This window comes from Mycobacterium sp. (assembly GCF_965229105.1).
Lineage (GTDB): Bacteria > Actinomycetota > Actinomycetes > Mycobacteriales > Mycobacteriaceae > Mycobacterium.
Genome location: NZ_OZ245858.1, coordinates 2,470,378 through 2,493,519, shown reverse-complemented (window position 1 = coordinate 2,493,519; position 23,142 = coordinate 2,470,378). Strand labels below are relative to the sequence as shown.

Here is a 23,142-nt window from a genome sequence, read left to right as displayed (position 1 = left end):
TCCAGCGACCTAGGTAACCGCGCCAGCGGTTTTGAGCTCGATGATGCGATCCCAGTCCAGACCGAGTTCGACCAGCACGTCATCGGTCTGTTCGGCGAAGGCCGGCGCAGGCCCGGTGTGCGGGGCGGTGACATCGAACTGCACGGGATTGGCAACGAGGTCCAGATCGCCTGCGCGCACGATGTATTCGTTCGCCCGGACCTGTGCGTCATCGGCCGCCTGCAACGTGTCCTGCACGGGAGCCCACGGTCCCGCCAGGGTGGCGAAGCGCTCACTCCACTCGGGCAGGGTGCGGGCCCCGATCGCCTCGCGCAGGATGGCGACGGCTTCGCCGGTATGCGCCGCAATCGATTCGGCGGTGGCGAACCGTGGGTCGTCGATCAAATCCGTACGGTCGATGTGCGTGCACACATCGGCCCAGAACTTGGTCGGCTGCATCATCACCAGCGAGATGTAGCGGTCATCCTTGGTCGCGTAGACACCGACGAGTGGATTGATCGGTGACCCGTGCACACCCGGCGGCTGGGCGACCAGGCGCTGGTTGAGATGTGAGGTCAGCGCAATGGTGTGGCCCATCGCCCACAGCCCGCTGCCGAGCAGAGAGACATCGACAGTCGACGGCTCGCCGGTTCGCTCACGTTTGAGTAGCGCCGCGGCGATCCCACCTGCGAGGTTTGTCCCGGAGATGGTGTCGCCGTAGGCGGGCCCCGGGGGGCCGATCATCCCTTCGACCCCGGGCGGGGTGATGGTGGCGGCTGTTCCGGCCCGGCACCAGAAGGCGGTCATGTCGTAACCGCCCTTCTCCGACTCGATCCCGCGTGGGCCGAGCGCACTTCCCCTGGCGTAGATGATCTTTGGGTTGACCGCCCGAATATCGTCGAGATCGATACTGAACTTCCTGCGGTGCCCTGGCAGAAAGCTCGTCAGGAAAACGTCTGCGCGGCGGGCAAGTTCGAGGAGAATCTCGCGGCCCTCGGGTATTGACACATCCAGTCCGACGCTGCGCTTACCGCGGTTGGCGTGCTCGATATTCGGGTTGGGATCACCCTCGACCTTCAGCGGTCCGGTCTGACGCAACCCGCGTTGGGGATCACCGGTGACGGCGTGCTCGATTTTGATGACATCGGCACCCCACTCGGCCAACACCGCTCCGGCCGACGGAACGAACCCGTACATCGCGACTTCCAGGACGCGGATCCCGTCCAGAGGCAAGTTCATTGCTCGCTCATTCGGTGACCACCGTCGCGAAGGTCTTGCTTTCCTGGAACTCTTCGAGTCCGGCCTCGCCCATCTCGCGACCGATACCCGACTGCTTATAACCGCCAAAGGGTGCATCGGGACTGAAGTAGTTGCCGCCGTTGATGCTGAACGTTCCGGTCCGGATCCGGCGGGCCAGCGCCAGCGCCCTGTCCTCGCCACCGAAGATCGAACCGGACAATCCGTAGATCGAGTTGTTGGCGATGCGGACCGCGTCGTCGTCATCCTCGTAGTCGATGACCACAAGGACCGGCCCGAAGACCTCTTCCTGCGCGATCTCGCTGTCGGGGTCCACGTCGGCGAGCAAGGTCGGTGTGTAGAAGAATCCAGGGCTCTTCTTCTCCCCGCCCGTGACCAAGGTGGCCCCGGCCTCGACAGCGCGCTTGACCATACCGTCGACTTTGTCGCGCTGCTTCTCGCTGATCAGCGGGCCCATATAGGTTTTGGGGTCGTTCGGGTCGCCGTAGCGGACAAGGGCGAAGTTGCCCTTGATGAGCTCGACGATCTCGTCGCGGCGTGAGCGAGGCACCAATAGGCGCGAGGTCAGGGCGCAGCCCTGTCCGGCGTGGGTCACCATCGAGAAGGCCGCGATCATCGCTGCGGTGTTGAAGTCGGCATCGTCGAGCACGATGGCGGCCGATTTGCCGCCCAATTCCAGGAAGACGCGTTTGAGAGTCTCGCTGGCAGCGGCCATGATTCGGCGCCCGGTCGGGGTCGAGCCGGTGAACGTCACCATGTCCACGTCCGGACTGGTGGTCAGCACCGCGCCTACCGCAGGGTCAGCACCACTGAGCACATTGATCACACCGGCAGGAATATCGGTGTGGTTGGCGATCAGCTCGCCGAGCGCGAGAGTGACCAGGGGTGTGTCCGGCGCGGCCTTGAGGATGACCGTGCAGCCTGCGGCCAACGCGGGTGCAATCTTGGCCAGTGCCAACTGGTTCGGGTAGTTGTAGGCGATGATCGCGGCGACGACGCCGCCCGCCTCTTTTTCCACCCAGCGGTGATGCTGTTGGCCGCGGGCTTCGATATTGCCGAGGTCCTGGACCATCGGATACGTCTTCAACAGATCCGCGTAGTAGCGGACGATCTCGATGGGCTGATCGAGTTGCGCGCCGGTCAGTAGCGCCGGGGTGGCGCCGACCTCGTCGGTAGTCAGCTGACCGATCTCATCGCGGTGCTCGACCAGAGCTTTGTGTAGCTGCTCGAGGCAGTGCACCCGGAACTCGACATCGGTGGCCCATGTTGTGGTGTCGAACGCGCGCCTGGCCGCGGCCACCGCCGCCTCGGCGTCGGCGACGGTTGCATCAGGGGCGTAACCAAGAGTTTCGCCCGTCGCCGGGTTGAGGCTGGCGAATGTCACCTGCGCGTCGACGAGCTGTCCGTCGATCAGCATCAGTCGGTCGGCGGGCTGAACCTGCCCGTTTCGTTCGACCTTGGTGATCTCGGCGGATGCCATCCCAGCCTCCTGATTGCTCGATAACTTCATTCTCATCCTACGCGAAGGTGACATTCACCATACGAGAACTCAAGCAACTAACCAGTACCGGCGGGGCCCTGTCAACACGGGCCGGAACCCGCATCCGAACCGTTTGCGCATTTCAAGACTGCCCGTTCACAAACCTTGCGTGACACTTATGTACGAGAGTACGGTTCTCGCAATCGAAAGGGAGATTCTTGAAAGTCGAGACGATTGCCCTCACCCAGGCGCTCGGGGTTGAGGTCGTCGGCGCCTCCGCAGGCGGTGCCGAGCTCGGCGATGATGGCTCTGCGCGCGCCGCGAGAAAACACCGGTATGTCGCATCGCGCCCTGCCCTACGACCCGTCATCGGAGCGGACCACGCGCCGGACCACCATCGCCGGCGACGAAGCCTGGTCCTGACGACGGCCGCCATCACACTTCGAACTTTCAGCCCAGTTAACGAGAGGAAATCCTGTGGGACGTGTTGAGGGCAAGGTCGCATTCATCACCGGCGCCGCCCGCGGCCAGGGGCGCAGTCATGCGATCAGACTCGCCGAGGAAGGCGCCGACATCATCGCGATCGACATCTGCGCCAATATCGACAGCATCGGCTATTCGTTGGCCACCCTCGAAGACCTCGAGGAGACTGCGCAGTTCGTCGAGAAGGCGGGTCGCAAGGCCGTGATCGCCCAGGCCGACGTCCGTGACGCAGAACAGCTCAGGGCGGCACTGGACAACGGCATCGCCGAGTTGGGCAAGTTGGACATCGTCGTCGCGCAGGCCGGTATCGCTGGCATGAAGGGTCATCCGCCGCTGCAGACCTGGACCGACGTCATCAACACCAACCTGGTGGGCACCATCAACGCGATCCAGGTATCGCTGCCCCACCTCAAAGAAGGTGCCTCGATCATCGCGACGGCGTCGTCCGCGGCGCTGATGGATGCCTCGAAGAAGGACAACCCCGGCTCGGATCCCGGTGGGATGGCGTACATGACGTCCAAGCGGTTGATTTCTCAGTACGTCCACGACCTGGCCACCGAACTTGCGGTGCGCGGAATGCGCGCCAACGTCATCCACCCGACCAACTGCAATACCGACATGCTGCAGAGCGAACCGATGTACCGCTCGTTCCGGCCCGATCTGGAGCACCCCACCCGCGCCGACGCCGAACCGGTCTTCGGCATCCAGCAGGCCATGAAGGTGCCCTACATCGAGCCCGAGGACATCAGCAACGCGGTGCTGTGGTTGGCCTCCGACGAGTCGCGGTTCGTCACGGGCATGCAACTGCGCGTGGACGCCGGTGGCTATCTGAAGTGGTACGACTACCACGTTTGATGATTGAATCATCTGGGACACAATCGAACTCGATACATCTGATGGACAGCCGAAAGGATTCCAGTGAAGGCTTGGGTTGACCCGGACCGTTGCCAGGGACACACACTGTGCGCGATGACGGCGCCCGACGCGTTCACACTCGACGATGTCGACGGGCACGCATCGGTGGCCTTCGATGTGATCCCCGCCGATCAGGAGGACCTGGTCCGCGAGGCCGCACTTTCATGTCCCGAACAGGCCATCACCATCGAAGACTGATGGCCGCACCGACCATTGCTTGATCAAGGGAGACAGCATCGTGAGCGTCGACGACACCGTTGCCGACACCGATCCGAAGAACAACCCGTACCACTTCGACAGGCACACTCCGGAGTACCGCGACCAGTTCCAGAAGATCACCGAGGAGATGCACGCCAAATGTCCGATGGCGTGGACCGAGGCCTACGACGGGCATTGGGTGGCCGCGGGCAGCAAAGAGGTGTTCGAGCTGGCCCGTTGCCCGGTGGTGTCCAATGATCACGATCTGCGCGGGGAACGAAAGGGCTACCAGGGCATCACCATTCCCAAAGCCCAGCGCGCCACCGTCGTGCGGGGCGGCATCCTGGAAATGGACGAGCCCGAGCACAGCACCTACCGCGGTGCCCTGAATCCCTACCTGTCCCCCGCCGCGATCAAGCGGTGGGAACCGTTCGTCGACGAGATCACGCGGGCGGCCATCGACGAGAAGATCGAAACCGGCCGGATCGACTTCGTCGATGACCTGGCCAACATCGTGCCTGCGGTGCTCACCCTGGCGATGATGGGTATCGAGCTCGACAAATGGTTGATCTACAGCGAACCCGCCCACGCAGGAGTGTCCACACCGGAGCATTCGCCCGACGCCCCGCGCGTCGCCGAGATGAATCGGCAGATGGGCATCGACATGATCAACACCATGATGGAGATCAGGGCCAACCCACGCCCCGGTCTGGTCAACGCGCTGCTGGAACTGCGCATCGACGGTGAACCCGCACCCGACCTGGAGATCCTCGGCAATCTCGGTTTGGTCATCGGCGGTGGTTTCGACACCACCACCGCGCTCACCGCACATTCGCTGGAATGGTTGTCGCAGAATCCCGATAAACGCGCCCTGCTCAGCCGGGAACGCGACACCCTGCTCAATCCGGCCACCGAGGAATTTCTGCGCTTCTACACACCCGCCCCAGGGGATGGGCGAACCTTCGCCGCCGATACTGAATTCGAGGGTGCGAAGTTCAAAGAAGGTGAACGCCTGTGGATCTCGTGGGCGATGGCCAACCGTGACCCAGCGGTCTTCGAGGAACCGAACTCGATCATTCTCGACCGAAAAGGCAACCGGCACTTCAGTTTCGGCATCGGGGTGCATCGCTGCGTCGGCTCCAATGTGGCCAGGACGGTTTTCAAGTCGATGCTCACGGCCGTCCTCGACCGGATGCCCGACTATGTCTGCGATCCCGAAGGCACCGAGCACTACGAGACCATCGGCGTCATTCAGGGGATGAAGCATCTGCCCGCGACGTTCACACCGGGCAAGCGGTTGGGCCTGAGTCTCGACGAAACTCTTGCGCAGTTGCAGCGCATCTGCAATGAGCAGGAGCTCGCGCGCCCGATCACCGAACGCAAGGAAGCGGCCGTAATCGATTGGTGACGCTGTGATTTCGGCGCGCTGAGCCGTGGTGACCGCGGGTTTGCGCGCCGAAATCACGCCGTCAGCCTCGCGGCAGGCCCAACACCTGGGTCGCGATGATATTGCGCTGGATCTCCGATGTCCCACCGGCGATGGTGCCGCCGAAGCTGCGGGCGTATCGCTCAAACCAACTGGCGGAGAGGTAGTCCAGGTCATACGGGGCATACGGTGACGTCGTCGCCGGGTGGAGCAGACCCTCGGCGCCGGCGGCCGCCAACGCATATTCCGAGGCTTCGCGTTCAGCTTCGGAACCGAGCACCTTGAGCACCGCAATCGACCCGAGGTCATCCTCGCCGCGAGACGCGCGCGCAATGGCTGCCGAACCGATCAGCGCCAGCGCCTGCCGGTCCATCAACAAGGTGGCGTAGCGGTCACGTTCCAGTGCGTCCGCCGGGTGAAAATCGCGGATCAGATTGTGCAACCGCTGCGCGAACTGAATCCACATCATGGTGCGCTCGTGACCGAGGGCGCCGTTGGCGACTTTCCAGCCGGCATTGAGCGGGCCGACCAGATTTTCTCTCGGCACCCGAACATCGGTGAAGAACACCTCGTTGAAATCGAGATCGTCCTTCTCACAGATGGTGGCGAACGGCCGCCGCACCAGACCGGGGCTGTCGGTCGGAATCAGGACGACGCTGATGCCCCTGTGTTTGGGTGCATCCTGATCGGTGCGGACCAGCGTCATCAGCACATCGGCGTGATGTGCCCCCGATGTCCACACCTTCTGGCCGTTGACGACGAAATCGTCGCCGTCGGCGACCGCCTTGGTCCGCAGCGAAGCCAGATCGGAACCGGCGCCGGGCTCACTCATCCCCACCGATGCCGTCATCTCGGCGCGCAGGATCGGCACGGCCCAGCGCTGTTTTTGGTCCTCGGTGCCGAACGACAGGATCGACGCTGCCACGATGCCGACGCCCTGCGGGTTGTAGCTGTGGTAGATCCGCCGCTTGGACAGTTCTTCCTGGTGTGCGTACTGCTGCAGGACCGTGGCGTTACGTCCGCCGTATTCGGGCGGGTTGCCAGGAAGGAGCCAACCATGGTCAAACTGCAGGCGCTGCCAGCGCCGTGCCCACTGCGGAATGTCCGAACAGGACTGAGGTCGCTCGGTGGTCGCCGCCTCATCGGGCAGATGCTCGTCGAGGAAGCCGACGAACTCGCCCCGGAACTCCTCGACATCGGCGTCAAATGTGAGTTGCACGAGACTCCTCGAAGACTGGAACAAGCTGCACGGACCGTGCGAGAATATCATTCTTGCTCTTGAAGAACGGGGTTGTACTATGAGAGACATGTTCGACGCTAGGCCCTGTGCGCCACACCCCCGCCAACTGTGCGCTACCACCAATCGGCGGCTCTCGTGATCGAGTTGGCAGACGGCACCCGGACCCCGGTCATCGACGCCAGCGTGCACATCTTCTGCCAGTCCAACCGGGAGCTGCGGCAGACCTTTTTGCGCGAGCCGTTCAGTAGCCGAGGCTTCCCCGACTACGAGATGGACTGGTACGGCGCCCCTGGTGGCGAGTACGTCAAAGGCAGCAAGGGACCCCAACGGCAGTACCCCGGATCGCATCCCGAACTGGTGGCCGAGGAACTCTTCGGCAACCGCGGAGTCGATATCGCGATCCTGCATCCGATGACCCGCGGCATCATGCCCGACCGACACCTGGGCACGGCGCTCGCTGCGGCGCACAACGAGATGCTGGTGACCCGCTGGCTCGACGGGGAATTCGGCGATAAGTTCCGCGGCACCATCCGCGTCAACCCGGACGATATCGTCGGCGCACTACGCGAGATCGACAAGTACAAAGATCACCCGGGAGTCGTGCAGATCGGCATTCCGCTGCAATCCCGCGAGCTCTACGGCAAACCGCAATTCTGGCCGTTGTGGGATGCGGCGGTGGCGGCGAATCTGCCTGTCTCCGTGCATATCGAGGTGGGGGCGGGGATCGCGTTCCCGCCGACACCGTCGGGGAAAACCCGCACCTACGAGCAGTACCTGTCGTTCATGTCGCTGAACTACCTCTACCACCTGATGAACATGATTGCCGAGGGTGTTTTCGAGCGTAGCCCTGCGCTGAAATTCGTCTGGGCCGACGGCGCCGCGGACCTGTTGACACCCTTCATATGGCGGATGGACTGCTTCGGTCGACCGCACCTCGAGCAGACGCCATGGGCGCCGAAGATGCCCAGTGACTATCTGCCGGGCCACATCTACTTCATCCAGGGCCTGTTCGACGGTCCCGGCGACACCGAATTCGCCGGCGAATGGCTGGGCTTCACCGGTAAGGACGATATGACGATGTTCGGCTCCAGCTATCCGCACTGGGACTGCAACGAACTCACCGTCCCCAGCAGTTATTCCGCAGAGCAGCGCGACAAGCTGTGCTGGCGCAACGCCGCCGAGTTGTACGGCATAAAAAGTCCAGCCATTCCGTCCGCCCTTGGGGCACAGTAAAGTCAACCGAGGAGGCCACCATGACGACTTCGAGCACGTCAGGCTTGAATATTTCAGCCCAGCCACGAGTGCCAGCCGCCGAACGCATCGCGGTGCGGTGCGTCGACTCCGACGTCCACCCGATGCCCAAACGCGGACAGCTGGTGGACTACATCCCCGAACCGTGGCGCAGCAAGTACTTTCTCAATCACCACGTCGGCGACTCCATCTATTACGACGCGCCCGATTACGCACACTCGTACGCGATGCGGGTCGACACCTTCCCGCCCGACGGTGAATTCGCCTGCAGTGACCCCGATATGGCGCTGCGGCAGCTGATCATGGAAGCCGGTTCCGATATCGCCATCCTTGAGCCGACCCACGGTGAGTCCCGCCTCGCTGAGGCCACATCGGCGTACTGCACCGCCACCAACTCCTGGCTGGCGGACAATTGGCTGGACAGCCACAACAACTGGCACGAGCGCTGGCGCGGATCCATCTGCGTGGCCATCGAAGATCAGGCGGGCGCCGCCGCCGAGATAGAGAAGTGGGCTGAACACCCCTACATGTCGCAGATCTTGATCAAGGCGGAGCCCCGTCCGTCCTGGGGTGACCCGATCTACGACAAGGTTTGGGAAGCGGCCACCAAATACGACATGCCGGTGAGCTGCCACCTTTCCCGGGGCGTCTACGAGACGCTGCCCATCCCGCCGGTCGGGTTGCCAAGCTACAACCACGATTTCATGGTCACCTACTCGCTGCTGGCGGCGAACCAGGTGATGAGCCTGATCTTCGACGGCACCTTCGACCGACATCCCAACCTACGGATCGTGTTCATCGAACACGCATTCACGTGGATCCTGCCGCTGATGTGGCGGATGGACGCCATCTACGAAAAACGTAAGTCCTGGATGGAGATCAAGCGCAAACCGTCGGAGTACGTCAAGGACCACATCAAGTTCAGCACCCAACCGCTGGATTATCCCGAGGACAAGACGGAACTGTCCCGTGCGTTCGAGTGGATGGAGTGCGAGAAGATCCTGCTCTACAGCAGCGACTATCCGCATTGGACGTTCGACGACCCACGTTGGTTGGTCAAGCACCTCCCCGAACACGCGCGCGAAGCCATCATGTTCCGCAATGGGATCGAGACCTACAAGCTGCCGGATACTGTTCCGGTGCTCGAGGGTCAGGTACGGGTTTTCTGAGTTGGCTACTGAGAACACGCCGCCCCGGCTTGCGCAGGGGCGTGAACACGTCGTCGCCACCGTAGACGAAATCCCCTCCGGCACACACAAGTTGGTCCCGATCGGGCGCCACGGCGTCGGCGTCTACAACGTCAACGGCACGTTTTACGCGATCGCCAATTACTGCCCACACGAAGGCGGTCCGCTGTGCTCAGGACGAACCCGGGGACGTAATGTCGTCGACGAAAACGCCCCCGGTGACGCGGTGATGGTCCGGGACAACGAGTTCATCTTCTGCCCCTGGCACCAATGGGGTTTCGAGCTCGCCACGGGAACCACTGCGGTTAAACCGGAGTGGAGTATTCGCACCTACCCCGTCCGGGTCGTCGGCAACGACGTTCTGGTCATGGCCTGACAGTTACAGGAGAACGTTTTGCCTACCAAGGCTCCCACAAAGGCATCCCCCAAGGCCCCCGCCAAAGCCTCCCCGAAAGCCCCCTTGCGACGTGGTGAGAAGACCATGGAGATCAATGGCGGCAAGGTCGTCTACGAAATCCTCGGCAAAGATGGCCCTTTCATCGCATTGACCCCTGGCGGGCGGTTCAGCAAGGACATTCCCGGGCTGCGCCCACTGGCCCTGGCGCTGGCCAAGGGTGGCTACCGGGTGCTGCTGTGGGACCGACCCAACTGCGGAAAATCCGACGTGCAGTTCTACGGGCTGAGCGAATCACATCTGCGGGCCGAAACCCTCGCCGCTCTGATCACCGGACTCGATATCGGGCCGTGCATCCTCGCCGGTGGCTCCGGTGGTGCCAGGGACTCGATGATCACCACCATCCTGTACCCCGAACTGGTCACCAAACTGGTGGTGTGGAACATCGTCGGCGGGGTGTATGGCTCTTTCGTTCTCGGTGGGCACTACATCGTGCCGAGCATCCTCGCGGTCCGCGGCCTCGGGATCAAAGGGCTACTGCGCGTGGCGGAATGGAAAGAGCGAATCGCCGAGAATCCGGAAAATGAAGCGCGCTTGCGCGCCCTGGACGGCGATGAGTTCCTCAAGGTGATGCTGCGCTGGCTCAACGCATTCGTGTCCAAACCCGGCCAGACCATCCCCGGCGTACCCGATGACCTGTTCGACAACATCAAAGTTCCGACCCTGATCATCCGCGGCGGCGAGAACGACTGGGATCATCCCAAGCGGACCTCCCTCGAAGTCAGTTGCCTGATCAAGGGTTCCGAGCTGATCGAGCCGCCGTGGCCCGAGGATGCCTGGGAGCGCGCCGGTGAGAAGTTCACCGCGACCGGCAAGTTCTGCCTTTTCGACACCTGGGTGCAGGCTGCCCCAGCGATCCTCGAGTTTCTCGACCGCTGATGGTCACGACACCGGTGTCACGCCCGGTCCTCATCGACGAGGATCCGCACCTCACAGTTCAGCGAGGCCTCCAGCGCCGTGTGGATGCGACTCTCCGGCACCCGGGTCAGATCCGCCTTGCTCAACGTCACTTCGATGATGTCCCAACCTTCTCCACCGGGGAGTCGCTGGATTTGCCCGGCCAGACCGAAACCGGCGAGCACGCCGTGGGCATCGTCATCGGTTCCCCGGCTGACGAACGTCACCACACCAGGCACCGACGTCCCGCCCAGAGGCTCGAAAGCGTTGGCACACAACTGCATCGCGATGGAGAGCGCACGCTCGCGATCGTCGCTGGCCAGCAGCACCTCCACCTCACGCCTACTGGGCGGCAGCGCCGCCAGATCCAGGTCGATCACCGATACACCTGCGTCGCCGGCCAACTCGACCAGTGCCGTCATGCCGGCGGCGAGCTGATCTGCGGACAGGGCACCCCAGGGATCGACACCGACACGCACCACCGCCGTTCGCATGCGCGCAAGCGTAGCGGCGCAACTGCGCGACCAGGCCCGCAGGGCAGGAGCCACTGATGAACACACTCGATGTGAACTCCCTCGAGACAAATACCCGTGCTGCGCCGAACGCCGAAATCACCGTCACCACATGGCCTGGGCTCACTCCCCGGCTCCTGCGGACCGTCCCCGGCCTGGAGGACCTCGACGCATACCGCCAGGGCGGCGGCTACCAACCGCTGACAGATTCCGATGCGCTGCTGGCCGAGATAGACCTATCCGGTCTGTCCGGTCGTGGCGGCGCGGCGTTCCCGATCGCGGTGAAACTGCGGACGGTGCGCGACGCAGGCCGCCGCGGTCAGGACACGGTGCTCGTCGCCAACGGTGAGGAAGGCGAGCCTGCCTCGATCAAGGACCGGTGGCTGCTGCGGCACCGGCCGCACCTGGTGCTCGACGGTTTACGGTTGGCCGCCAGGATCATCGGGGCCGAACACGCACACGTCTACGTCTCGGATCAGCGGTCGGCGTCGGCCATCGAGGCGGCGCTGGGCGCGCTAGGCGGTTCGGTCGAGGGTGTGACTGTCAGCGTGCACATCGTCAATGCCGGTTATGTCGCAGGCGAGGAAACCGCCGCGGTACGCGCCATCAACGGCGGCCCGGCCAAACCGAACGACAAACCTCCGCGCCCGTTCGAGCAGGGCGTCGGCGGTCTACCCACCCAGGTCTCCAATGTCGAGACGCTGGCCCATCTGCCCTATGTGCATCAGTACGGATCGAAGGCATACCGCTCGGTCGGCACCTCGGGATCGGCAGGGACATTCCTGGTGACCGTGACCGGAGCCGGACAACCCGCCGGTCTTTACGAAATCCCTTATGGCACAGCCGTTAGCGACCTCCTCGAACAGCACGGGGTACCGGCGGACCGGGTGCGTGGTGTGCTGATGGGCGGCTACTTCGCCGGCCTGCTGAATCGAGAAGTGCTCGACGCCACCCTCGACCACGAGACCCTGCGGCACCTGGGTAGTGGGCTGGGCTGCGGGGCCATCTCGCTGATCACCGACGAGTGCCCGGTCGCGGTCGCGGCATCGGTGATGAGCTATTTCGATCGTGAGAACGCCGGCCAATGCGGGTCGTGTTTCAACGGCACGGCGGCAATGTCGGCGGTCACCGCGGCGCTACGCGACGGTATCGCCACCGGCGACGACCTGACCCGCCTCGAGCGATGGTCGGTGGTGCTTCGCGGTCGCGGCGCCTGCGCGACGCTGGACGCCGCGACCAATATCGCAGCCAGCCTGCTGGTGAAATTTCCGCAGGAGGTCGCCCGCCATCTCACCGGTGGGTGTGCCGACTGCGACACGGGTAAGTTCAGCGCAGCGCGCCCCTACGAAGTGGAAGCGGTGAGCACACCATGACAGCGAGTGGCATGAGGATTCGTCTCGACCGAACCATCTGCGACGGTTTCGGCACGTGTGCCAAGCACGCGCCGGAGTACTTCTCGCTCGACGACTGGGGTTACGCTTCGCTGATCGGTAATGGGACTGTGCCAGAACAGGATCAGCCCGCCGTGCAGCGGGCGCTTCTCGACTGCCCCGTACACGCCATCATCGCGGTGTCTGCTGGCGCCAAGCCAGTTGGACCTCCCCGTTGATCAATACCGCTCCCCCATTGGCGAAGAGCACGGTGTCCGACGTTCTGGTGCACGCCGGGATCTTCCGGGGGATCGATCGTGATGCCATTGCCACGCTGACCCGGCAGCTCCAACCCGTCTACTTCCGGCGCGGGCACACCGTTTTCGTCGAGGGCCAGCCCGGAGACGAGTTGTACATCATCATCACCGGCAAGGTGAAGATCGGCAGGCGCAGCCGCGACGGCCGGGAAAATCTGCTTGCCGTCCTGGGCCCGTCCGATGTGTTCGGCGAACTGTCGGTTTTCGACTCCGGCCCGCGGACGTCCACGGTGACTGCTATTACCAAGGTCAGCGCAGTATCGATGGATCGCGAAGCCCTGGGCGTATGGGTGGCCGCACATCCCGAAATCAGCGAGCAGTTGCTGCGCGTGCTGGCCCGACGGTTGCGTGACACCAATGACAACCTGGCCGACTTGATCTTCACCGATGTGCCCGGCCGGGTGGCCAAGCTGCTTCTGCAACTCGCGCAGCGATTCGGCATACCGAGCGGCGCCGCGGTAGGTCCTCCGAACGGGTCGGATCGCGAGGTCATCCGCGTGGCGCATGACCTGACCCAGGAGGAGATCGCCCAATTGGTCGGCGCGTCTCGCGAAACCGTGAACAAGGCGCTCTCAGAGTTCGTCGAGCGTGGCTGGATCCAGTTGCAGGGCAAATGCGTCGTCATCCTGGACCGCCCCCGACTGGCCCGTCGCGCGAGGTAATCCGCCCGGCTCTAGTTTCGCCATACTCGAAACTGATAACGTGATTCTCCAACGTGGAAATCGCACTATCTTCTCCTGCTTTGGAGGCCGTAATCCTGTCCAGTCAGCTCAGATGCCGAGTCCACTCGCACGGGGGTCAGCATGGCTGAGTCACCACAAGCACAGCCCATGCAATCCGGCCGGGTCCTGCTCCCCCAGCTCACGCTGGACAACGAGTTCTTCTGGACCTCAGGCGCCGACGGACAGTTGCGCATCCAGGAGTGCGGTGACTGCACAGCGTTGATCCATCCCCCGCAGCCGATCTGCCGCTACTGCAGATCGCACAACATGGGCGTGCGCGCAGTATCCGGTCGGGCGGTGCTGAGCGGATTTACCGTCAACCACCGGTTCAGCCTGCCGGGTCTGCCCGCCAACTACGTCGTCGCGCAGGTCGCCATCGAGGAAGACCCCCGGGTCCGATTGACCACCAATATCGTCGACTGTGATCCCGACGATCTGGCGATCGGCCGGGCGCTGGAGGTGGTGTTCGAACACGTTGCCGACGTCTGGCTCCCGCTGTTTCGGCCCACCGCCGATAACGAGGTCGCAGAGCTGCCCGAGGATGACATCGCGCCGACCGATTTCGCCACCTATGTCCGACCGATGGTGAGCGCCACCAAATTCGAGGACAAATCGGCCATCACCGGAATCGGCGCTTCCCGGATGGGTCGTCGGCTGATGGTGCCCCCGCTGTCGTTGACCGTCGAGGCCTGCGAGGCCGCGGTCGCCGACGCCGGGTTGACGTTCGCCGATATCGACGGCCTGTCCACGTATCCGTCGATGGACGCCGTCGGGATGGGTGAAGGCGGAGTGACCGCATTGGAGGGCGCCCTCGGCCTCCGTCCCACCTGGTTCAACGGCGGGATGGACACCTTCGGCCCCGGCGGGTCGGTGATCGCCGCCATGATGGCCGTCGCCACCGGAATGGCCAGACACGTGCTGTGCTTCCGCACCCTGTGGGAAGCGACCTACAGCCAATTGGCGAAGGAAGGCAAAGTATCACCGCCAGGTGGCAGTCGGACCACCAGCTGGCAGCTTCCGTTCGGAGCGACTTCGGCTGCACATACCTTGGCGCAGAACGCATCCCGGCATTTCGACCGCTACGGCACCACCAGGGAGACGCTCGGGTGGATCGCGCTCAACCAGCGCGCCAATGCCGCTCTGAACCCGACGGCGATCTACCGCGACCCCATGAGCATGCAGGACTACCTGTCGGCGCGGATGATCACCACCCCGTTCGGCCTCTACGACTGCGACGTGCCCTGTGACGGCGCCATCGCGGTAATCGTCTCCGCGGTCGACGTCGCCAGAGATCTCGCCAAGCCGCCGGTACTGTTCGAGGCGGTGGGGACCCAGATCATCGAGCGCACCGACTGGGATCAGAGCACACTGACCCACGAGCCGCAGGCACTCGGCCAGGCCGCGCATCTGTGGACGCGAACCTCGCTGCGCCCCTCCGACGTTGACGTCGCCGAACTCTACGACGGGTTCACCTTCAACTGCCTGACCTGGCTGGAAGCGTTGGGCTTCTGTGGTATTGGCGAGGCCAAGGATTTCCTCGACGGAGGCAAGAACATCGCCCGCGATGGGGTGATCCCGTTGAACACGCACGGCGGTCAGCTCTCCCACGGCCGTACACACGGCATGGGACTGATCCATGAGGCGGTCAGCCAACTCCGCGGGGAGGCCGGCGCCCGTCAGGTGGTCGGCGCCAGGGTGGCGGTGGCCAGCAGCGGTGGTCTGACGCCCAGCGGTGTGCTGCTGATGCGGACCGACACGTGACGGGCCCGACCCCGCGCGTCGTCATCGTCGACGGGGTACCGATGTCCGGGCTACTCGCTGAAGCGCCGAAGCCGCGCGCGACGATCGTCGCCATTCACGGGGGTGCGACAACGGGCCTGTACTTCGACTGTCCGGGACACCCCGAGCTGTCATTGCTGCGAACCGGCGCCCAATCCGGATTCACGATGCTGGCCCTTGACCGGCCCGGATTCGGCAGCTCCGCGCTCTACGCCGACGATTTCGTCAACACGTCGAAGCGAATCGACATGACCTATCAGGCGATCGACAAGATCCTGGGCGACCGCGACCGCGGTGCAGGCGTCTTTCTGCTTGCCCATTCCGCTGGGTGCGAGCTGGTGTTGCGGATGGCCACCGACGACCGCGGTGCGGCGCTATTGGGTGTCGAGATCTCCGGCACAGGGGTTCGGCAGACCGAGGCGGCGTTGGAGATCCTTGCCTCGGCCTCCCTGGACCGCAAGCTTCCCAGCGGGTTGCGCCAATTGCTGTGGGAGCCCGCCCACCTCTACCCCGACGGCGTCGATCGGGCAGTGCGGATCCGCAACGGGCCCTCCGGGGTGCGCTACGAAGCCTCTGTCGTGCAGAACTGGGCCAGTGACCTACCGGAACTCGCTGCACAGGTCGAGGTTCCGGTGCGCTTCAGTCTCGGCGCCTATGAGCAGGTATGGCAATCCGGCCCCGACGCCCTCACCGAAGTCGCCGCACTGTTCACTGCCGCCCCACGGGTCGCCGTCTATGAGCAACCCGACGGCGGGCACAACCTCAGCCTCGGCCATACCGCGACCGACTATCACACGAGTGTGACCTCGTTCGTCGACGAATGTGTTGCGAAAAACGATTTCCTGCGGGATCCAAGCACCATGGAGGCAAGCTGATGCGCGTCGGTTTCATCGGACTCGGTAGTCAAGGTGGGCCGATGGCCCGCGCTATCGTCGATGCCGGACACCCGTTGACTCTGTGGGCACGTCGATCCGAATCACTTGAGCCATATGCGGATACCGCCGCAACGGTGGCGGCCACCCCTGCGGAGCTCGGTGCCGCCAGTGACCTGGTGTGTCTCTGTGTGGTCGGCGATGCCGATGTGCGTGAGCTCGCCGAAGGCGAGCACGGTCTACTGGCCGGGATGGCCGAGGGCGGGATCATCGCGATACACAGCACAGTGCACCCGGACACCTGTCGTGAACTGGCGGAAAAGGCTGCCACCCATGGCATCTCCGTGATCGATGCACCGGTCAGCGGCGGCGCACCCGCGGTCGCCGAGAAACGGCTGCTGGTCATGGTCGGCGGCGCCGACGAACACGTGGAGCTCGCCAGGCCGGTGTTCGACAGTTACGCCAACCCGGTTGTGCACCTTGGCCCGCTCGGCGCCGGCCAGGTAGCCAAGATCCTGAACAACCTGCTGTTCAGTGCGAATCTGGGTAGCGCGATGAGTCTGTTGGAACTCGGTGAGTCACTGGGAATTGCCCGCACCAAACTGTGCGAGGTCGTCACCAGAGGATCGGCGAACAGCATGGCATTGGGCAGCGTCGCCGCCTTCGGTGGCACCCTGGAGCGTCTTGCCCCGATCGCTGGTGCACTGCTACAGAAGGACGTTCGCCTGGCCGCCAGTCTGGCTGAAGCCGCCGACGCCCGAGAAGGGGCGATTTTCACCGTCGCCGATACCGCCATCGCGTTGATGGATCACCCGCGATGACCCGGGTCGGCTTCATCGGCGCCGGACGGATGGGCGGCCCGATGATCAGCCGGCTGATCGGCGCCGGGCATCAGGTGCGGGCGCTGGCGCGATCCGAGGAGAAACGTTGCGCCATAGATGAATTGGGCGCCACGGCGGTGTTCGGGTTAACGGCGACAGTCGAGGGGGCCGAGGTCGTCGTCGTGTGCGTCTTCACCGACGAACAGCTGGCGCAGGTGTGCCTGGAGACCGACCTGATCGCGGCCATGCCGCGCGGGTCGACCCTGGTGCTGCACACCACCGCAAATCCGCGAACCGCGGAAGCTATCGCCGCCCGTGGACAGGGCGCCGATGTCGACGTCGTCGACGCTCCGGTCAGTGGCGGACCGCACGATATCGCGGCCGGGCACGTGACGGTATTCGCCGGCGGCACCGATGCCGCCGTCGACAGGGTGACACCCGTTGTCGCGGCCTACGGCGACCCGATCCTGCATGTGGGGCCGATTGGTACCGGCCAGCGGGTGAAGCTGGTCAACAACACATTGTTCGCCAGTCAGATCGGCCTCCTGGTCGAAGCGGTCAAGCTCGCCAACAGCCTCGGCGTGCCGGAAGCCGCGCTACTGGCGGCACTTCCGCACGGCAGCGGCGCGAGCAGCGCGCTGGGCGGCGTCGTCGCCAGGGGTTCGGTCGAGAAATTCATCGAGACCGCTGGGGGCTTCGTCGGTAAAGACGTCGAGGTGGTGCGCAAGATTTCAGCCGAGCTGGGGGCCGATCTCGGCGTGCTGGACGATGTTGTCAACACCTGGCTGGGCAGCGGGTGAGCCCCGGAAAAAGCGGTGTCGATTCGCCTGATTTCGGCCCCTCCGATAGCCATCACTGTTAGCGTTACAGTTCCCGAACGTTTCGTAACATTGAAGCTTATCGGCCCTCGCGGAGGAGATCGCAGATGACCAAGCCCAGGTTGGTATTCCACCCCTTCTCGCATGAGTACTTCGACGATCCGTACCAGGTGTACGCGCGGATGCGCGACGAGGCACCCCTCTACTACGACGAGACCGAAGATTTCTATGCCCTGACCAAGCATGACGACGTTGCCGCCGCACTCAAGGACTACGAGGCTTTTTCGTCGTCACGCGGATGCGATCTGGGCATGGTGCGCAGCGGGGAACTTCCACAGAAGTCGATCATCTTCATGGACCCGCCGGATCATCGGCATATGCGCAGCCTGCTGAACAAGGCGTTCACTCCGCGCGCGATCCAATCCCAGCGCGACACCGTCATCGAATTGATCGAGCACTACCTGGGCAAGGTCGATCCGAGCAATTTCGATGTCGTACAGGACTTTTCCGGACCCTTCCCGGTTGAGGTGATCGCCAGGATGGCCGGCGTGCCCGAGGAATACCGCCAGCAGGTTCGACACTGGATCGACGCCGGCCTGCACCGCAAGCCGGGCCAGATCGAGATGGACGACGACAACATGCGGGCCAATATCGACTCCGGCGTCTACTACTACGGTTTGGTGCAGGAGCGCCGCGCGAACCCGCAGGACGATATGATCAGCCGCTTGATCGCGGCGGAAATCCCGGACGAGACCGGCGTGCTGCGCAAGCTCGACGATATCGAGATCACCGGTTTCACTCTGCTTCTCGGCGGAGCCGGCGCAGAGACTGTCACCAAACTTGTCGGCAGCGCCGTCGTGGAATTCGCCCGCCACCCCGACCAGTGGCAGATGCTGCTCGACGACCGCACCAAGGTGCCCGCGGCAGTTGAGGAACTGCTGCGCTACGTCGGCCCTGTGCAGTACAACGTCCGGTACACCTTGAAGGACGTCGAGGTGCCCAGTGGCACCATTCCGGCGGGCAAGCCGGTTTTCCTGATGTCGGGATCGGCCAACCGCGACCCGGATGCGTTCTCCGACGCGGAAACCTTCGATATCAATCGCGACCGCAGCCAGGCGCAGAATCTCGGGCTCGGATACGGCATTCACAGCTGCCTCGGGGCGGCCCTGGCCCGTATGGAGACCGCGCTCGCGTTGGAGCATCTACTCGACTTCATGCCCCGCTACGAGGTGGACTTCGCCGGGTTACGAAAGGTCCATATGCAAAACGTCGCAGGCTATTCGAATGTCCCGGTTAAAGTGCTGACGTGATGGCAAAGATCGAAGTCGATTTCGGCCTGTGCGAAAGCAACGGCATCTGTATGGGCATCATCCCCGAGGTCTTCGACCTTGATGACGAGGACTATCTGCACGTCCTGTCTGACGAGGTGACGCCGGATAACGAGCAGCAGATCAAGGAATCCGTGCGCCAGTGCCCCCGTCAGGCGATCGCCATCGTCGACTGAGCATTCCGACTGATCCCGTCAGCTGGCAGGCACCAGATCCGCTGCCACCGGACAGCAGGCGGGCGTTCCGCTGCGGAAGGTTTCCGTCAGCGCGACGCAGTCCGCCGGTGCCGACGCCGCGGCCAACGCCTGCGCCTTGAATGCGCGGGCGGCGACACTCAAGCGGTGTTCGACGGAGTCGACCCGATCCAGCTCGGCCGGCCACGTGTGACCCCATAGGGTGACCTCGGTCAGACCGCTCTCCAATGCCTGTCGGACACCGTCACGCACTCTGTCATCGCGGTCATAAAGCTCGGTGGCGACCGCCAGCGCGTGCGGGCGCGGGCCAACCAGACCGGATGCCAACACTGTTTCCAAGTCGGCGGTCTCAGCGCCGAGGATCTGCAGCGCCCGATCGTCACATCGGTCGGCAACCAGGACCCTGACATCCCAGCCGGCCATCACCCGGTCGAACACCCACCCGCCGGCACTCCTGACCACCTCGACGACGCTCGGGGCCACGATATCCAGGCGGTATCTCACGATGTTGTGTCCGGCGCGAATTCCCGGGCCAGGGAGTTCGCGTACTCCTGTATCGCTGCCTGCAGCGGGACTGAGGGATCCAGCAACCATGAGATTTCCATTCCGTTGACGAGGGACACAATCTGGACGGCCTTGATGGCCGGGTCGAAGTCATCGCGGTATTTCCCCGAGCGTTGGCCGCGCCGGATGATCTGGGCGACGATGTCGATCGCCGCGCGCTGCCGGTTGAACAGCCGATCATGCAGGGGCGCATCGGCCATCAGGTTCTCGACCAGAAGGACAGCGAAGGTCCCGACGAGTTCGGGCGCCCGGTTGATTCGTTCGCCGACGTGGGCAATCCCGGCGATGAGGTCGCCGCCGCGATCAGCATGCGCATCGTCATCGGCATCGCGGGCGTCGACCACTGCGTGCAGCAGTTGTTCCTTGGACTGGAAGTGATGCAGCAGGCCCGCGGGACTGACTCCCGCCTCCTTGGCGATCTGGGCCAGCGTCGTATTACGCCATCCATTGCGGGTCAGTAGGCGCTGCGCACCGTCGAGGATCCGCGCTTTGCGGTCCTCTCCCTTGGCGAGCAACGTCGCATAGGGCCTTGCAGAAGTCATGAGCTGACTTGTCTCTCTACTGTGCTGAACCAACCTAGTGAACACACAGTAGGTTAGTTTGGCGGCTGTGACAAGGTTCTCAATTGGACGCAATTTGCAGTGGCGGTCACGCCGCCTGCAGGGCAGACTAGCGACACCACAGAGCCAGTGTCCGTGGTTTGAGAAAGTGAGAAAGTACTACCCCAGCGTTGTTTTCGGGGTCTGGCTCAGCTCAAAGACCGAGCGATTTCGCGATGATCACCTTCATCACTTCGCTGGTCCCGGCATAGATCCGGGCCACCCTGGCATCGGTGTACAGCCGGGCGATCGGATACTCCATCATGTAGCCGTAGCCGCCGAAGAGTTGTAGACACCGGTCGACTACTTTGGCCTGCATCTCGGTGCAGAACAATTTCACTCTGGCCGCGTCGGCGCCGGACAGCTCGCCTTCGACGTGCAACAGGACCGCACGATCCAGCATGGCCTGAGCCGCTTCGACGTCGGTCGAGCACGCCGCGAGTTCGAACTTGGTGTTCTGAAACGACGCCACCGACGAGCCGAAGACCTTCCGGTCCTTGGTGTAATCAATGGCCGCGGCGATCGCCGAGCGGGCCTGCGCCACCGAGCCGACCGCGACGGTGAGGCGTTCCTGTGGCAGGTTGTGCCCGAGATAGGAAAACGCCTCGCCCTCCTCCCCCAGCATGTTCGCGGCGGGAACGCGGACGTCGACGAAGGACAGCTCGGCGGTGTCTTGGACCTTGCAGCCCATCTTCTCCAGCTCGCGGCCGCGGGTGAATCCCGCCATGCCGTCCTCGACGACGAACAGGGTCAGTCCCTTGCGGCGGTTCTCCGGGTCGGTCGCGGTGCGGGCGACGACGACCACCAGATCGGCCTGCATACCGCCGGTGATGAACGTCTTGGCGCCGTTGATGATCCACTCGTCACCGGCACGGGTAGCGGTGGTCCGCATGCCGGCCAGATCAGAGCCGGTGCCCGGTTCGGTCATGGCCACGGCCGTCAGCAGCGTGCCCGCCGCGAGCCCGGGTAACCATCGGCCGCGCTGTTCGGCGTTCGCGTAATGCAGGAAGTACGGCAGGATCACCTCGAGCTGGGTGCGCACCGTCGACAGGGTGACCAGTGCGCGCGCCGCCTCTTCCTGCAGGACGACGTTGTAGCGGTAGTCGGGCATTCCGGCGCCGCCGTACTCCTCGGGGATCGCCATCCCCAACATGCCCAGCTCGCCCAGCTGTGCGAACACCTCGCGGGGCAGCCGGCCGCCCTTCTCCCATTCGGGATAGTGCGGCACCACTTCCTTCTCGACGAAGGTGCGGGCCAGCTCGCGAAACGCCTCGTGGTCTTCGGTGAACAGGTCGCGGCGCACAGTTCTCTCCTTCTAGACGAGTTCGACCACGGTGGCGTTGGCGGTGCCGCCGCCCTCGCACATGGTCTGCAACCCGTAGCGAATTCCGTTGTCGCGCATGTGATGGATCATCCTGGTCATCAGCACCGCGCCGGAGGCGCCGAGCGGGTGGCCCAGAGCGATCGCGCCGCCGAGGGGGTTGAGCCGGTCCGGGTCGGCGCCGGTCTCTGCCAGCCAGGCCATCGGCACCGGGGCGAACGCTTCGTTCACCTCGAAAACCCCCACGTCGGCGACGCCAATTCCAGCCTTGCGCAACACCTTCTCGGTCGCCGGGATGGGCCCGGTCAACATCAACACCGGATCGGCGCCGGTGACCGCGCCTGCGACATAGCGCGCGAGCGGGCTCAGGCCGAGGTCGCGAGCCCGGTCTGCGGTCATCACCAGCAACGCCGCCGCACCGTCTGAGATCTGAGATGAGTTGCCCGCGTGAATCATTCCATCGTCGGAGAATGCGGGTTTGAGCCCGGCCAGCTTCTCGGCGGTGGTACCGCGTCGGATCCCTTCATCTTTTCCTACCGGTTGCCCTCCCTCGGGAGTCACCGCGACAATCTGTGCATCGAACGCGCCGCTATCCTGCGCGGCCGCGGCAAGTTCATGTGAGCGCGCGGAGTACTCGTCCACAGCAGTGCGGGTGAAACCCCACTTCTCCGCGATCAGCTCGGCCGAAATACCCTGATTGAAAGAGAAACCATCATATCGGGCAAGGGCTTTCGGCCCATACGGCATCCCGGTGGACCGCGCCGATCCCAGGGGCACCCGGCTCATCACCTCGACACCGCCCGCGACGACGACCTCCTGCTGACCGGACATGACCGACTGCACCCCGAAGTCCAGTGCCTGCTGGCTCGATCCGCAGGCACGATTGACGGTGGTCCCGGGGATGGCCTCCGGCCAGCCTGCGGCGAGAACCGAATAGCGCCCGATATTGCTGGACTGGTCGCCAACCTGCGACACGCATCCCCAGATCACGTCGTCGACGATCCCCGGATCGATCCCGGTCCGGCGCTGGAGTTCTTGGAGGACCAGCGCGGACAGGTCTGCGGCGTGCATGGTCGACAGGCCCCCGTTGCGCTTACCGACCGCGGTCCGCACCGCTTCGACGATCACTGTTTCCCGCATAGATGGTGGCTCCTGTTT

24 protein-coding genes and 1 pseudogene are annotated in these 23,142 nt (G+C 63.9%); 17 read left to right on the top strand and 8 right to left on the bottom strand.

The genetic code is table 11. The features are described 5' to 3' along the window. Positions 1-9 precede the first annotated feature (9 nt). Entirely contained in the window at positions 10-1,218 is a 1,209-nt protein-coding gene (locus tag ADBZ9O_RS11980; protein WP_526531430.1) for a CaiB/BaiF CoA transferase family protein, read from the bottom strand. A 7-nt stretch (positions 1,219-1,225) separates the two neighbouring features. Continuing rightward, on the bottom strand, positions 1,226-2,716 hold the full coding sequence (locus ADBZ9O_RS11975) for an aldehyde dehydrogenase family protein (RefSeq protein WP_526531428.1): 1,491 nt from the start codon (positions 2,714-2,716) through the stop codon (positions 1,226-1,228). A gap of 324 nt (positions 2,717-3,040) precedes the next feature. Here ADBZ9O_RS11975 and ADBZ9O_RS11970 point away from each other — a divergent pair. The 4 genes and pseudogenes from ADBZ9O_RS11970 to ADBZ9O_RS11955 form a co-directional block, all read left to right on the top strand. Further along, positions 3,041-3,139: pseudogene (locus ADBZ9O_RS11970) on the top strand (TauD/TfdA family dioxygenase); the annotation flags it as partial. Between the two features lie 54 nt (positions 3,140-3,193). Continuing rightward, on the top strand, positions 3,194-4,054 hold the full coding sequence (locus ADBZ9O_RS11965; protein ID WP_526531426.1) for a mycofactocin-coupled SDR family oxidoreductase: 861 nt from the start codon (positions 3,194-3,196) through the stop codon (positions 4,052-4,054). Between the two features lie 63 nt (positions 4,055-4,117). Beyond that, a complete protein-coding gene (locus ADBZ9O_RS11960; RefSeq protein WP_526531424.1) occupies positions 4,118-4,312 on the top strand; it encodes a ferredoxin in 195 nt (64 codons plus the stop codon). Between the two features lie 40 nt (positions 4,313-4,352). After that, positions 4,353-5,720, top strand: coding sequence for a cytochrome P450 (locus tag ADBZ9O_RS11955; RefSeq protein ID WP_526531421.1), 1,368 nt, complete (start codon positions 4,353-4,355; stop codon positions 5,718-5,720). A 61-nt stretch (positions 5,721-5,781) separates the two neighbouring features. Here ADBZ9O_RS11955 and ADBZ9O_RS11950 read toward each other — a convergent pair whose 3' ends face one another. Next, complete coding sequence (locus tag ADBZ9O_RS11950; RefSeq protein WP_526531419.1) at positions 5,782-6,957, bottom strand: acyl-CoA dehydrogenase family protein; 1,176 nt, start codon at positions 6,955-6,957, stop codon at positions 5,782-5,784. Positions 6,958-7,113: 156 nt separating this feature from the next. Here ADBZ9O_RS11950 and ADBZ9O_RS11945 point away from each other — a divergent pair, with 156 nt between their 5' ends. From ADBZ9O_RS11945 to ADBZ9O_RS11930, 4 genes are all read left to right on the top strand, one after another. Beyond that, entirely contained in the window at positions 7,114-8,211 is a 1,098-nt protein-coding gene (locus tag ADBZ9O_RS11945; protein ID WP_526531417.1) for an amidohydrolase family protein, read from the top strand. A 20-nt stretch (positions 8,212-8,231) separates the two neighbouring features. Further along, positions 8,232-9,398 (top strand): amidohydrolase family protein, encoded by a 1,167-nt coding sequence (locus tag ADBZ9O_RS11940; RefSeq protein ID WP_526531415.1) that lies wholly within the window; start codon positions 8,232-8,234, stop codon positions 9,396-9,398. A 1-nt stretch (position 9,399) separates the two neighbouring features. Continuing rightward, complete coding sequence (locus ADBZ9O_RS11935) at positions 9,400-9,792, top strand: Rieske (2Fe-2S) protein (RefSeq protein WP_526531413.1); 393 nt, start codon at positions 9,400-9,402, stop codon at positions 9,790-9,792. Positions 9,793-9,897: 105 nt separating this feature from the next. Beyond that, positions 9,898-10,749, top strand: a complete 852-nt coding sequence (locus ADBZ9O_RS11930) for an alpha/beta fold hydrolase (RefSeq protein WP_526531411.1) — start codon at positions 9,898-9,900, stop codon at positions 10,747-10,749. 17 nt (positions 10,750-10,766) lie between these two features. Here the strand turns inward: ADBZ9O_RS11930 and ADBZ9O_RS11925 are convergent, their stop codons facing one another. After that, on the bottom strand, positions 10,767-11,261 hold the full coding sequence (locus ADBZ9O_RS11925; RefSeq protein WP_526531409.1) for a hypothetical protein: 495 nt from the start codon (positions 11,259-11,261) through the stop codon (positions 10,767-10,769). A 56-nt stretch (positions 11,262-11,317) separates the two neighbouring features. Between ADBZ9O_RS11925 and ADBZ9O_RS11920 the strand changes: the two genes are divergently transcribed. The 9 genes from ADBZ9O_RS11920 to ADBZ9O_RS11880 all read left to right on the top strand — a co-directional run bounded on the left by ADBZ9O_RS11920 (position 11,318) and on the right by ADBZ9O_RS11880 (position 19,482). Next, positions 11,318-12,652 (top strand): NADH-ubiquinone oxidoreductase-F iron-sulfur binding region domain-containing protein, encoded by a 1,335-nt coding sequence (locus ADBZ9O_RS11920; RefSeq protein WP_526531407.1) that lies wholly within the window; start codon positions 11,318-11,320, stop codon positions 12,650-12,652. A gap of 11 nt (positions 12,653-12,663) precedes the next feature. Further along, positions 12,664-12,888, top strand: a complete 225-nt coding sequence (locus ADBZ9O_RS11915) for a ferredoxin (protein ID WP_526531405.1) — start codon at positions 12,664-12,666, stop codon at positions 12,886-12,888. Between the two features lie 32 nt (positions 12,889-12,920). Beyond that, positions 12,921-13,628, top strand: a complete 708-nt coding sequence (locus tag ADBZ9O_RS11910) for a Crp/Fnr family transcriptional regulator (protein ID WP_526531403.1) — start codon at positions 12,921-12,923, stop codon at positions 13,626-13,628. A gap of 141 nt (positions 13,629-13,769) precedes the next feature. After that, positions 13,770-15,449, top strand: a complete 1,680-nt coding sequence (locus tag ADBZ9O_RS11905; protein ID WP_526531401.1) for a thiolase C-terminal domain-containing protein — start codon at positions 13,770-13,772, stop codon at positions 15,447-15,449. Continuing rightward, on the top strand, positions 15,446-16,342 hold the full coding sequence (locus ADBZ9O_RS11900; protein ID WP_526531399.1) for an alpha/beta hydrolase: 897 nt from the start codon (positions 15,446-15,448) through the stop codon (positions 16,340-16,342). The genes ADBZ9O_RS11905 and ADBZ9O_RS11900 overlap by 4 nt, the downstream gene beginning before the upstream one ends. After that, positions 16,342-17,160 carry an NAD(P)-dependent oxidoreductase gene (locus ADBZ9O_RS11895; RefSeq protein ID WP_526531397.1) on the top strand — a complete coding sequence of 273 codons (819 nt, stop codon included), beginning with the start codon at positions 16,342-16,344 and terminating at the stop codon, positions 17,158-17,160. The genes ADBZ9O_RS11900 and ADBZ9O_RS11895 overlap by 1 nt, the downstream gene beginning before the upstream one ends. Continuing rightward, positions 17,157-17,960: an NAD(P)-dependent oxidoreductase gene (locus ADBZ9O_RS11890; RefSeq protein WP_526531395.1), complete on the top strand. Its 804-nt coding sequence runs from the start codon at positions 17,157-17,159 to the stop codon at positions 17,958-17,960. Before ADBZ9O_RS11895 ends, ADBZ9O_RS11890 begins: the two co-directional genes overlap by 4 nt. Positions 17,961-18,085: 125 nt before the next feature. Continuing rightward, positions 18,086-19,288, top strand: coding sequence for a cytochrome P450 (locus ADBZ9O_RS11885; RefSeq protein WP_526531393.1), 1,203 nt, complete (start codon positions 18,086-18,088; stop codon positions 19,286-19,288). Continuing rightward, positions 19,285-19,482, top strand: coding sequence for a ferredoxin (locus ADBZ9O_RS11880; RefSeq protein WP_526531391.1), 198 nt, complete (start codon positions 19,285-19,287; stop codon positions 19,480-19,482). Before ADBZ9O_RS11885 ends, ADBZ9O_RS11880 begins: the two co-directional genes overlap by 4 nt. Before the next feature lie 18 nt (positions 19,483-19,500). Here ADBZ9O_RS11880 and ADBZ9O_RS11875 read toward each other — a convergent pair whose 3' ends face one another. The 4 genes from ADBZ9O_RS11875 to ADBZ9O_RS11860 all read right to left on the bottom strand — a co-directional run bounded on the left by ADBZ9O_RS11875 (position 19,501) and on the right by ADBZ9O_RS11860 (position 23,124). Further along, entirely contained in the window at positions 19,501-20,004 is a 504-nt protein-coding gene (locus ADBZ9O_RS11875; RefSeq protein WP_526531389.1) for a hypothetical protein, read from the bottom strand. Further along, entirely contained in the window at positions 20,001-20,606 is a 606-nt protein-coding gene (locus ADBZ9O_RS11870) for a TetR/AcrR family transcriptional regulator (protein ID WP_526531387.1), read from the bottom strand. The genes ADBZ9O_RS11875 and ADBZ9O_RS11870 overlap by 4 nt, the downstream gene beginning before the upstream one ends. A gap of 211 nt (positions 20,607-20,817) precedes the next feature. Next, entirely contained in the window at positions 20,818-21,966 is a 1,149-nt protein-coding gene (locus tag ADBZ9O_RS11865; protein ID WP_526531385.1) for an acyl-CoA dehydrogenase family protein, read from the bottom strand. Positions 21,967-21,978: 12 nt separating this feature from the next. Further along, a complete protein-coding gene (locus tag ADBZ9O_RS11860) occupies positions 21,979-23,124 on the bottom strand; it encodes a thiolase family protein (RefSeq protein ID WP_526531383.1) in 1,146 nt (381 codons plus the stop codon). Between the last annotated feature and the right edge of the window lie 18 nt (positions 23,125-23,142).

Bases quoted from the DNA above. Each gene is read 5' to 3' on its own strand.
- ADBZ9O_RS11920 (WP_526531407.1), top strand. From the start codon at position 11,318: ATGAACACACTCGATGTGAACTCCCTCGAGACAAATACCCGTGCTGCG.
- ADBZ9O_RS11930 (WP_526531411.1), top strand. From the start codon at position 9,898: ATGGAGATCAATGGCGGCAAGGTCGTCTACGAAATCCTCGGCAAAGAT.
- ADBZ9O_RS11870 (WP_526531387.1), bottom strand. From the start codon at position 20,606: ATGACTTCTGCAAGGCCCTATGCGACGTTGCTCGCCAAGGGAGAGGAC.
- ADBZ9O_RS11980 (WP_526531430.1), bottom strand. From the start codon at position 1,218: ATGAACTTGCCTCTGGACGGGATCCGCGTCCTGGAAGTCGCGATGTAC.
- ADBZ9O_RS11925 (WP_526531409.1), bottom strand. From the start codon at position 11,261: ATGCGAACGGCGGTGGTGCGTGTCGGTGTCGATCCCTGGGGTGCCCTG.
- ADBZ9O_RS11885 (WP_526531393.1), top strand. From the start codon at position 18,086: ATGACCAAGCCCAGGTTGGTATTCCACCCCTTCTCGCATGAGTACTTC.
- ADBZ9O_RS11975 (WP_526531428.1), bottom strand. From the start codon at position 2,716: ATGGCATCCGCCGAGATCACCAAGGTCGAACGAAACGGGCAGGTTCAG.
- ADBZ9O_RS11860 (WP_526531383.1), bottom strand. From the start codon at position 23,124: ATGCGGGAAACAGTGATCGTCGAAGCGGTGCGGACCGCGGTCGGTAAG.
- ADBZ9O_RS11905 (WP_526531401.1), top strand. From the start codon at position 13,770: ATGGCTGAGTCACCACAAGCACAGCCCATGCAATCCGGCCGGGTCCTG.
- ADBZ9O_RS11940 (WP_526531415.1), top strand. From the start codon at position 8,232: ATGACGACTTCGAGCACGTCAGGCTTGAATATTTCAGCCCAGCCACGA.
- ADBZ9O_RS11895 (WP_526531397.1), top strand. From the start codon at position 16,342: ATGCGCGTCGGTTTCATCGGACTCGGTAGTCAAGGTGGGCCGATGGCC.
- ADBZ9O_RS11915 (WP_526531405.1), top strand. From the start codon at position 12,664: ATGAGGATTCGTCTCGACCGAACCATCTGCGACGGTTTCGGCACGTGT.
- ADBZ9O_RS11890 (WP_526531395.1), top strand. From the start codon at position 17,157: ATGACCCGGGTCGGCTTCATCGGCGCCGGACGGATGGGCGGCCCGATG.